Raw genomic sequence first — 12013 nt, 5'->3', positions numbered from 1 at the left:
TAACGCAAAGGTTAAAGGCAAGAGACGTAAAGGTTAAACCTTTTGGCATAAAAGGTTAAGGGAAAGCGGCGTAAAGGTTAAACCTTTTGGCAAGAAAGGTTAAAGGAAAGAGATGAAAAGGTTAAACCTTTCCATAAGATTGGTTTAAGGAATTCAATATAATGCTTTTTTAACTGGTTTTGATTGGTTTTTTAAAAGGTTAATTTGGTTGTCCAATAGTGATGCAAAAACGCTTATTGACATCTACTGTTTGGCATAGTATCTTGGTGACATAGTAACCTACCTGCGCAATTGCTCAAGGCGTGAAACATACAATATAACATTTTAATAATTTGTCAGATGAGAAGAATAGGAGTTTGGATGACTATGGCAATAGTATTAGTTTGTTGCAATCAGATTGCTGATGATGATTTGCCATTAAAAGTGGATGAGGAGCGATTGGGCTTAAAGGCCTTAGTAGTTACCGGGGATGCTGTATATGTAACTCCCAGTGGTGATGCTACAGGAGTTACGGATGCAGATAATATAGAGACTGCATTGCTATATGTTAGTCAAACTGGCGGAATGGTTTGTTTGACTGATGGAGATAAATCGACAGTTGATCATTACTATACAAGCAGAAATATAGTGGTACCTGGGTTTCAGGGTACCTTGTGTGGAGAAGGAAAGTACAATAGCATAATTCACGCTGGCAGACAGAGTGCAGAAATAGGATTCGAGGGGGCTACTTCAGAATGGTGGTCTTTAACTGGTGGAAATCCCTTCTTAGCTACCGTTTTGCAATTTGACAATGCAGTGGGAGATGTGGTTTTAAACAATTTCACAATTCTAATAGAGGATGAGCAACCGACTGATATTATGCCTGATTACTATGGAAACCCTTCCACTTATATAAGCACATTTATCGAAATATTAGGTGGGGAACATGATACATATATTGAGAATGTATGTCTGCGAGGATTGCAAACTAATGCATTTGGAAATATTGCTGGCATGAATGTCAGTTGGGGAATCCATGTAATGTTGGGATCTCCAGTTACAGATATTAATGAATCAGGAAAGCTTTTCGTTAAAAATGTAGAGGCTGAAAACCTGGGGGATGCAGCTTGTTTATTTATGCGCTTTGCTCCAGGCTCGTTGATAAGTATTGATAAGCTTCAGGCTATTAATGTAGGACAAGGAATAACTGGAATGAATGTACTGAATTCACAGGCAACTGTGAGAAATACTCATGTTAAAATCCATTCAGCCGGATTGCCTGGTATGTTCTTCTTTAATATTCCCTCAGGCCTTCATGTATTTGATAATACAATTGAAACACCTCGTTACTGGGGTATCTTTCTTCACAACTTGGTTAATAATGCAGGCATTGAGGACAATACTTTTATGAATTTAAACCAAAATTTATGTTTTGGTGGTATACTTGTGTTAGGACAAAATAATTTTATTCATCATAACGATTTTAAAAACAGCTCACTGTCTGGATGGAGTATTGATGCTGGTGCCATTTATTTAAGTTCAAGTTCATCAGGAAATATGATTCATGAGATGAAATTCCCACAACTATTAACTTTGAAACTCTGTGAAATGATAATGGACATGACGGATAATGGTGAGACGCCAGGATACGACGGAGCTAATGAGATTCATAATTATGTGGCATGCGAGAATGCAAATAGGCGAGACCTCATGTTGAATGCAAAGCAGATGATTTCAGCTGCCGCTCTATGGCAAATGGAGTAAGGTTAGAAAATGCAAAATATCTTTTAAGAAACAATGTAATATTTGCGCCCCGCATTACTGATTGAATGTGGGGCGCTTTTATAAACTTATTGAATCTTCTCGCTTAAGGCAAATCTAAATCCACATTATTGCGGTAATCGCCCAACAGGTGTTCGGCAAAATGGTACCATATCATCTTCTCAAAATACGGCGAATACTGCGAGAATCCGTGGCGCACATTAGGGATGATCATAAAATCGAAGCGCTTACGGGCATCCATCAAAGCTTTGACAACGCGCATGGTGTTGGCCGGGTGCACATTGTTATCAATCTCGCCATGCACCAGCATCAGGTGTCCTTTCAGGTTCTTGGCAATGGATGGATTAGTAGGTATCTTACTCTTAAAGGTAATTTCATACTCATCTTCACTGGCTTCCACTTTAGTCGAGTCGTTCACATTCTCTTCTTTCTTAATTTTCTTCTTCACCTCTTTTACACCGTGGTGCGTTTCGCCCCACCATTTGTTGTAAATGTTGTTATCGTGGTTACCGGCCGACGATACAGCGGCTTTGTAAAAGTCAGGATAGGCAAACATGGCTGCCGTTGACATAAAACCACCACCACTATGCCCGAAGATGCCTACACGCTTGATGTCGATGTAATCGTAACGGTTGGCCAGTTGCTGCAGGGCAAACATATCGTCCTTCAGGGCGTAATCGCGCAGGTTGTCATACCCATAGGTGTGGTAATACTTATGACGTTTTGGACTACCGCCCCGGTGACCAACAGAAACGACAACAAAACCCAGCTGAGCCAGAGCCGTATTGTAACGCGCTGTAACTGTAAAATCGCGCACCACAGCTTCGGTTTGCGGACCTGGGTATACATATGATATCACCGGATATTGGCGGGTGGAATCAAAATCAAAAGGTTTCCAGATAACGCCATGCAGGTCGGTGACGCCATCTTCGGCTTTTACCACAAATTTTTCGGGGAAGGACCAGCCCAGCTCTTTCACCCGCGACAGATCCATGGTTTCCAGTTCCATTATTACAGCACCATTTTTATCGCGCACCACCGCTTTGGGCGCCTGATCAACACGCGAGTAGTTGTTGACAAAGTAGTTGGCGTGCTTGTCTGTTTTAGGCATGCTAAAGTGGTGGTTTGCCTCCTCTGGCGTGATTATACGCGTGGTAGTGCCATCAAAACTGCTGCGATAGTAGATGTTGTAATAAGGATCAAAGCCTTTTTCTTTGCCATAGGCCGGGTAGTAAATGGTGTTGGAGGCTGTATCGATACGCGCCACCTGGCCAACCACATAGTTACCTCTTGTAATCTGGTTCTTGAGGTTACCGTTGGCATCGTAGCGGTAGAGTTGCCCCCAGCCGGTACGCTCCGACCACCAGATGAATTCCTCACCTTCGTTGATGACGTGCAGTTGATTCATCTGGTCATTAAAATAAGGCTTAGACTCTTCACTGAAAAGTGGAGTAACTTCACCCGTATTGGTGTTGATACGCACTACTTCCAGCTCATCACAAGTACGTTTTTTACGTATGGCAAACAGCTTGTCCGATGTTTTTGAGGGGCGGTAGGTCCGTATGCTCTGGTCCTTCCACTTGGCCAGGTCGGGCTTCACCCAATTCTCACCGGCTAAATCATAAATCTCAAGGTGGGGAATGCCAATGTGTTCATCGCCAGGCATGGCATATTTATAGGTTTCAACCTTAGGGCGCGGGTCCGACACAGAATTGATAACCGCCATTTCTTTTACCTGACGCATATCATAGCGCATGGTGTAAAACTTTTTCTCATCCTTAAACCAGGACACCCAGGCCTTCAGACGCTTGTCAGAGGTGGTATCGCCGCCATTGCTCTGGTAACTGAACCAGCGTTCACCATCAGTGGTCAGCTGTGTTTCAACGCTATCGACATCATTGGCACGCATCAGGTACAGGTTGTGCTGACGGGCAAATACAATGAATGTGCTATCGGGCGAGTAGCTTTTCCAGGCATCTTTAGTTTCCTTCTTCACCGTATCAATTTTACTCACCAGCCTGGTTTTCATGTTGTACTTAAATTTGAGCTCATCCATTTCAAACGTGAACAACGATTGACTGTTTTTCTCAAACTCAATCTTCTTAATTGGCAAATCATTCACATTATAGGCCTTGTGTGTGATAGTAGTTACTTTGGCGGCCAGGTCGTTATTGTCAAAAAGTGGTGTTTTAGTTCGCTTCACCGGATCTACAAACCAATAGAAGTTGCCGTCAGCTGTTTTGTAGTTATACCAAAACAAGTGACTGTTTTCAATCCAGTTCGGATTAACACGGCTCGAACCAAGGTATTTTTTAACATTACTCTGCGTAAACTTATTGGCCAGGTCAAAGTTGGCCTCCTGTGCTGAGGTAACCGTTATAATGGCACCCAATAGCATCAGCCATAGAAAGTGTTTTTTCATTGTCGATATTGAATTAATGTATGCATGGCGAATATATATAATCCTTTATGTTCTGGATATGACATTTCTTTCGTTTCCTTATGAATGATCAATAAAAGTGGTATTACGCGTGTTTTAGTAGCTTACTTGTGTTCGAAAATGAACGCTCTTTCGCCCTGATGCGAACAGCTTTTTCAGCTGATTTTAGAGGTGACTGAATATAATTACTTGAAAATTATAATGCTGCACTATTAGGTATGCTTCTTGCTTAATTAGGCGAGACTCAACACGACAAAAACCTAAACAAAATGAAAGTGACCAAACAAACCGTATTGATCTTCCTGTTATCACTATCACTTATATCCATGGAAATCATCTGGTCGAGGATTTTTTCGGCTGAATACTTCTACACATTTGCTTTTCTTATACTAAGTATCAGTATTCTCGGGCTGGGGCTTGGCGCTTTAACACTAAGGATGAGCAAGCGGCTGGCGGCTAAAGAGTCGTATGGCTGCCTGTTGAGTTTAACAGGTTTGCTTATGTTGGCCGGACCACCAGTGGTTCTTTACCTGAAACTGGATTTTACGCAGCTTCTGAATAATTACCAGATGCTGTTGAAATTGATGGCGACCATTATCATTCTGGGCTCATCGTTTTTTACAGGAGGTATAGTCTTAAGTAGTATTTTCAGAAAGGCACATGTCGCCATGCCACAATTATACATGGCTGATTTGCTGGGCGCAGCCTTGGGCGTGGTTGCTTCTGTTTTATTAATGAATGGCATCGGCACCGATAAGGCCGCTTTTGTGATTGTACTGCCTGTGTTCATCGCCTCTTTTCTGGCCTTTACCACTTGGTTTAAGGCCATTCCTGCATTGCTGATGTTATCCGGTGTTATATTACTACCCCGTACTGATCAACTTTTGGTGAGTGCACAAAAAGACAGGGCAGAAGTTATCTACCAGCACTGGGACGCCATGGCCAGGTTGAAGGTATACAAGTACAGCGATGAGTATTGGGGGCTGAATATTGATAATGCGGCTAACTCGCCAGTGATTGCCTTTGATGGTAACTTCAACCGTCCCGACTCGTTACGGATTCCTTTCTCCATTCCTTCAACTTATCTCACAAGCAAATTTGATAACTGCCGGTTTCTTTCGTTAGGTGCCGGTGGTGGAGGTGATGTGCTGATGGCCTTGCAGGATGGTGTTACCGAGGTGCACGCTGTTGAGGTTAATTCACACATCAATAACATGATGACTAGTGGTTTTTTAAATGAATTCTCTGGTAACTTGTATAACGATGAGCGTGTGAAGGTAGTGAGTGAAGATGCTCGTGCTTACGTACGTCGCTTCGATAATTATTTTGATGTCATCTATTCATTAAGCTCCAATAGTTTTGCTGCTTTGGCATCTGGTTCATTTGCATTGGCAGAAAATTATTTGTTTACCACTGAGGCCTTTCAGGACTATTACAAGGCCTTATCTCCCAACGGTTATCTGATGATGGAACATCAGTTTTATGTACCTCGTATGGTATCTGAGGTGCTTGATGCCCTGAAGCGTGAGGGGATTGAAAACCCCGCAGCTCACCTGGCTGTATATCATTTGCCTACCATGCGTCGCCACTTAATACTGTTGGGCAAGCAGCCGCTTGATGGGGCCACCATAAGTCAGGCGGTGCATGAAACAAATGAGGAGAACTATGCATTTTTCAGGCAGTTGTATCCGGCAGCTGACTCCCTGCAGACCAATCCCATCAACCAGATTATAACCAATGGTTGGGAGGCGCGTCAGGCGGAAGCATCCACCAACCTGTCGCCCTGCACCGATGATCGACCTTTTACAGGGCAACTGGGGCTGATGAAAAATTTGTCGCTTGAACAAGTTAAAAAGCGCTTGTTGCCATACGAGTTTCAGGGTTTTCCGTTATCGATGGTCATTGTATTGGTTATTCTGGCACTTGTTATAATAGTGGTATTACCACTTAATCTGTTGCCCTATCTCAAGAAAAATAGCGCCCTTACAGCGGCGGGCTGGCTCTATTTCTTTGTCATTGGTGTGGGCTTTATGGCCATCGAAGTGGTGTTAATACAAAAATATACCTTGTTCATTGGTTCATCGTCCTACACCTTTATGACGTTACTGTTTGTACTGCTGGCCAGTTCAGGGTTGGGTAGTTATTTCAGTACGCGTTTTAAAACCTCACTGCCATTTGTTGCCATTGTTTTGTGGTTGATAGCCGATGCTGTATTGTTTCCGCTTGTGGTAGCTCATTTGGGTGTGCTATCATTGGCATGGCGTATTATAATCACCTGCCTGATGGTGGCACCTGTTGGCTTTTTTATGGGTATGCCATTTGTTAAAGGCAGTGCAAAATCCGGGGAGCTGATTGATTGGGGATTTGCCATCAATGGAGCTGCTTCAGTCATTGGAAGCACACTGGTGCTAATACCAGTATTTTTATATGGTTTCACCTATGGTATGGTCATGGCCGGCGCATTCTATTTATTGGCATATCTGCTGATTAAAAAAACATTTGTGGCCGCTGGCTGATTAATTATAGCTGGTGCAGGTTCGGTATATATTTGATATCTTTAAGCTATGGAGTTGACCTGGCTATTGGTGTTGCAGGTACTTTTTAGAGAAAAATGAAACTATTGTTATGAAGTTAACCATCTATCAGATTGACGCGTTTACCGATAAAGTGTTTGGGGGTAACCCGGCTTGTGTGGTGCCTTTGGAAGATTGGCTGCCCGACGAGTTGCTGCTGAAGATAGCTATGGAGAATGCCGTGGCCGAAACTGCCTTTTTTGTTAAAAAAGAAGATAGGTACCACTTGCGCTGGTTTACACCTGATATTGAGATGGATTTGTGCGGTCATGCTACATTGGCTGCTGCTTATGTGCTGAAAGTTCATTTGGAGCATGCCTGTAGTAACATGGTTTTTGAGACAATCAGTGGCCAGTTGGAAGTAAAGTGTGACAGGGATGTATTTATCCTTGATTTTCCATCACGGCCGGCGCAAAGGGAAACACTGCCAAAGGCCATAAAAGAAGCTATCAATATACAACCCGATGCCGTGCTGAAAGCCCGCGATTATGTGTTAGTGTATCCATCGGAAAGCATGGTAATGAATCTGCAGATTGATCGTAATACCTTTGATAGAATAAACCTGGGGACAGGTGGAGTAATTGCTACCTCAAAAGGTAGCAACTGCGATTTTGTGTCACGCTTTTTCACCCCGCAGGCCACCATACTAGAAGATCCCGTTACAGGTTCGGCACATTGCACTTTAGTACCATACTGGAGCCAGCAGCTCAATAAAAAGGAGTTAACAGCTTTTCAGGTGTCTGAACGAAGAGGCATACTTTATTGTAAGGATTTGGATGAGCGCGTGTTGATAAGCGGCAGAGCACGTACCTATATGGTGGGACATATCTGGATTGAATAATTCTTTGTGATATTTTTGTATAAAGTGTATCGTATAATTTGGGAACTACAACTTCATCTGCTATTTTAGTTTTTAATTCCCATTTATTGACTTGGTTTATGGCATATCATTAAGTAATTTTATGCAACTAACCCGGTTAAAATGAAAAACTTCCTATTAATAGTATCTTTGCTGTTATGCTGCCGGCTGGTGCATGCGCAAGATTCCCCGATTCGTTTCCAGAATATTTCCATAAACGATGGTTTGTCTTTAAGCTCTGTTTATTGCATTCATAAGGATAGTAAAGGCTTTATGTGGTTTGGCACTGAAGATGGCTTGAATAAATTCGATGGCTATCATTTCACCATTTATCGCACTGATGTGAAAAACCCAAATAGTATCTGCTACAAATGGATTGAGCACATTGCTGAGGATGCCAAAGGGAATCTTTGGTTTGCCTCACGCAGCGGGTTATCCAATTTTAATCCGGTTACCGAAGTTTTTACCAATTACAAGGCCGGGCAGTCTGAACTAATTGTTAACGATACCATAACCTGCCTTGAAATTCATGGTAATAATGTGGTGATTGGCACTAAAAAGGGCTTGAGCCTATTCAACGTAATGAACGGTGAGGCTGTACTTTTTGATGAACCAGTATCTATTAACTCCATCCAATTATATAAAGATGATTTAATCATCGGTGCAAGTAATGGATTGTTCCGGTTGACGTCTGATAATAAGCTGAAGCGTTTATCTGGTTTTGATATTACGGATATTAGCATCAGTCAGCACGTGGCCTATTATGCCACTGCAACTGGGGTGTTCAAATACGAATTGGATGGAGTAACTACGGCATCGCTTAAGGTATCAAAAGCTATTGAGGGCATTGATAACCTGGAAGCAGACGGGCAAGGACGTTTATGGATAAGTGCCATTGGCGGATTATGGGTATACTTTCCTCAAAAGGAATGGGCAAAAAAACTAGTTGATACATATAATACTACACGAAGCCTGGCTATTAACACCAGTAAGTCGTTGTGGATTGACGGTAACGAAAAAGTATGGTATGCCACACATGGCGATGGCCTGTTTATTATCAACAAAAAAATGCAGGTGACGCGGTGCCTTCACAACCCTACCGATAAGGAAAGTATTAGCCAGAATGCCTTTAACTGCCTTTATGCCGACAAGCAAAATGGCAATATCTGGTTAGGTACCTATGGTGCAGGCATAAATATCTATCAGCCCTCAGCCAATAAATTTGATTTGATAAAGCATAATCCTCTAAACACCAATAGCCTGCCGAGTAATTTTGTCTGGTCCATTTTCGAAACAGCTGATAGCTGCCTTTGGATAGGAACCAACGATAAAGGGGTATGTCGTTATTGTCCTAAAACAGATCGGTTTAAAACTTATTCGCATATAGCTGACGACATTAGCTCATTAAGCAATAATACAGTACGTGAGGTGTATCAGGACAGCCGTGGTACGGTATGGATTGGTACTGATGGTGGGGGATTAAATCGTTTTAATGCATCGACCAGAAGTTTTAAAGCCTATGTAAGTGATGAAGATGATGAGCATACAATATCTGATAATTCAGTGCGAGTTATTTTTGAAGACAGTCAGCAGCGATTGTGGGTGGGCACCAGGCATGGGCTGAATCTGTTTGACCGCGAAACGCATCGTTTTAAGCATTACTTAAATAAACTCAATGACCCTCAGAGTATATCGAATAATTTTGTTTATGCCAGTATTATCGAAGATAAGCAGGGCAAGCTTTGGATTGGCACCTATGGCGGTGGCCTCAATCGCCTGGATCCTGAGTCGGGCGTATTTGAGCACTATACCAGTGAAATGGGAGAGGGAAAGAGCCTAAGTAATGATATTGTATTTTGTATTTATGAAGACAGCGACGGACAGATATGGGTGGGTACCAATGAAGGATTGAATATTCTTAATCCGGACAGTGGACAGGTAAAGGTATTGGGCATAAAGGACGGTTTGCCCAATGAGGTTATATACAGTATTTTACCAGATAAAACCGGGCAGTTGTGGTTGAGTACCAATCATGGTATTTGTTGCATCGATCCCTCAACGCTTAAATGTAAAAATTACGACGTGAGTGATGGTTTGCAAAGCAATGAGTTTAATGGTGGCGCCTTTCACAAGGGGCGTTCAGGCAAATTATATTTCGGGGGTGTATACGGACTAAATGTGATGATACCAGAAGTGCTCACTGCCAGTTCTTTTGTTGCTCAACCGGTTATTACGCGTCTGGAGGTGCTGGGGAATGAAGTTAAAACATTAGCCGGAACTGACAGGCATGGTAATGCGGTGGCAGAAGTTGATAGCCAATACGTGTTGCCGGCCGATATAAGTTATACAGAGCAGATTGTACTTGATTACAGTCAACGGTTTTTTGCCTTGGAATATTCAGGGCTTAACCATCTGTTTTCGGACAAAACCCAATATGCTTTTCAGTTATCTCCACTCGATAAAAAATGGACCAGGGCCGGCAATCGCAATTATGTATCGTTTGCCAATGTAAAGCCGGGCGACTATGTGTTTAAGGTATTATGCACCAATAGCGATGGCGTGTGGAGTCAAGATTCTGCAGAACTGAAAATCACCATTCGTCCGCCTTTCTGGCAGGCCATCTGGTTTGTGCTGATTGAGGTGTTGATTGTATTAATGCTCGTCATTTTTATCTACCGTTTCTTACTCAAGATAAAGACCAATAAGCTTTTGATGGTGCAAAATGAGCAGGTGCTTGAGGCCAACAGGCAGCTGCATATATCCGAGGAAAACCTGAAGCAAATGAATGCCACCAAGGATAAGTTCTTTTCCATAATATCGCACGATTTGAAAAATCCCTTCAGCAGCCTGATGTCGATCAGTGAGATGTTGGATGAAAATTACGAAGTAACCGATGAGGAGGATAAGCGGCATGCGGTAAAGCGTATTAACAGCTCGGTACATAGCATCTATAAGCTGCTTGAAAACCTGCTGACATGGTCGCGATCGCAAAGGGGCAAGATTTGTTTTAAGGATGAGGATTTTGATGTTGCTGCATTACTAACCGAAAACATTAACCTATACCGAACAGCGGCCACCAGGAAATCCATCAGCCTGGTAAATAATGCGGCTGATTCAATGATAGCGAGGGGCGACCGTGACACCATCAATACCATTATTCGTAATCTTACCGGCAATGCCGTGAAGTTTACCGGTAGCGGTGGTGAAATACACTATTCTATTCATGAAAATGGTGGCTTTTGGAAGATAAGTATCAAAGATACAGGGCTGGGTATTAGTGAAGAAAACCAGCAGCAACTGTTTCGGATTGACAAAAAACTAAAGACTGAAGGAACGGAAGGCGAGAAAGGAACAGGCCTGGGACTAATTATCTGTAAGGAGTTTGCGGAAAAGAACGGAGGCACTATTGGTGTTAACAGCCAGGAAGGCATTGGTTCTGAATTTTGGTTCACAGTGCGTAAAGGTAAACGTTAATGGCTTGTTGTTAATGAAACAATACCGGTGAACTCGCATCGTTTTAAGGCAATAAACTTTTCACTTCGATTTTGGTTTACCCTAAAAAGACTATTTTTGCAGCGGAAAACAAAAAAGAAGATAAATGGCATTAGCGATAACAGCATATGGTACCAAGGTACTCCGAAAAGTGTGTGATGAAATTACTGCGGATTATGAAGGCTTGCAGGTACTGATTGACAATATGTGGGAAACCATGTATGAGGCTGGTGGTGTTGGGCTGGCTGCTCCTCAGGTTAATAAAGCCATTCGTCTGTTTACGGTTGATACAGTGCAGGTGTTTGAGGGGATGAAGGAAGAGGATAAAGAAGATTTATTTGAAGATGAGCAACCGGTGAAAGAGGTATTTATTAATGCTAAAATTACAGGTGAATCAGATGAGGTATGGGCCGACAATGAAGGTTGTCTAAGTTTACCCGACCTGAGTGGTGAGGTGGAACGTCCCTGGGCTATTGAAATTGAGTATTATGATCGTGATTTCAATAAGCATAAGAAAACATTTACCGGTTATAATGCCCGCGTTATTCAGCATGAGTATGACCATACCGAAGGCATTTTATACGTCGATCATCTTTCTGGCATCTCAAAGCGACTGTTGAAAGGTAAATTAAACAAGATAGCAGAAGGCAAAGTGGCGCCGCGTTACCGCATGCGATTTGCGAAATAGAGCTATCTGAAACCATATTTGAAAGGTCTTAATTAATTATAATTAGGGCCTTTTTTAATGCCTTATTGTGTACTTCGATCAAAAGCTCAACCGCCTCGTGCAGCAATATTGCAACTTCGTGCATAAAGCATCCTACTGCCCTTTTTCCAGAGGTATTTTTGTCAATAGAAATTAACTATTCTCAAACGAAAAGATAACAA

At 42.4% G+C, this 12013-nt stretch carries 6 protein-coding genes; 5 read left to right on the top strand and 1 reads right to left on the bottom strand.

Annotated elements, in window-relative coordinates:
- The first annotated feature begins 339 nt into the window (after window positions 1-339).
- Entirely contained in the window at window positions 340-1743 is a 1404-nt protein-coding gene (locus KEM09_RS12830) for a right-handed parallel beta-helix repeat-containing protein (RefSeq protein ID WP_212228862.1), read from the top strand.
- A gap of 103 nt (window positions 1744-1846) precedes the next feature.
- Here the strand turns inward: KEM09_RS12830 and KEM09_RS12825 are convergent, their stop codons facing one another.
- The gene (locus KEM09_RS12825) at window positions 1847-4183 is read right to left on the bottom strand and encodes a S9 family peptidase (protein ID WP_212228860.1); all 2337 of its coding nucleotides are present in this window, start codon (window positions 4181-4183) and stop codon (window positions 1847-1849) included.
- 287 nt (window positions 4184-4470) lie between these two features.
- Here KEM09_RS12825 and KEM09_RS12820 point away from each other — a divergent pair, with 287 nt between their 5' ends.
- The 4 genes from KEM09_RS12820 (at window position 4471) to def (ending at window position 11813) form a co-directional block, all read left to right on the top strand.
- Complete coding sequence (locus tag KEM09_RS12820; RefSeq protein ID WP_212228858.1) at window positions 4471-6717, top strand: spermine/spermidine synthase domain-containing protein; 2247 nt, start codon at window positions 4471-4473, stop codon at window positions 6715-6717.
- Between the two features lie 109 nt (window positions 6718-6826).
- Complete coding sequence (locus tag KEM09_RS12815; protein ID WP_212228856.1) at window positions 6827-7615, top strand: PhzF family phenazine biosynthesis protein; 789 nt, start codon at window positions 6827-6829, stop codon at window positions 7613-7615.
- A gap of 141 nt (window positions 7616-7756) precedes the next feature.
- Window positions 7757-11107, top strand: a complete 3351-nt coding sequence (locus KEM09_RS12810; protein WP_212228854.1) for a sensor histidine kinase — start codon at window positions 7757-7759, stop codon at window positions 11105-11107.
- A gap of 124 nt (window positions 11108-11231) precedes the next feature.
- Window positions 11232-11813, top strand: coding sequence for a peptide deformylase (gene def / locus KEM09_RS12805; RefSeq protein WP_212228852.1), 582 nt, complete (start codon window positions 11232-11234; stop codon window positions 11811-11813).
- The last annotated feature ends 200 nt before the right edge of the window (window positions 11814-12013 follow it).

The sequence above is a fragment of the Carboxylicivirga mesophila genome (genome assembly GCF_018271975.1).
GTDB lineage: Bacteria > Bacteroidota > Bacteroidia > Bacteroidales > Marinilabiliaceae > Carboxylicivirga > Carboxylicivirga mesophila.
Note: the sequence above shows the minus strand (reverse complement) of the source record. Positions and strands in the feature narration are given on the sequence as shown.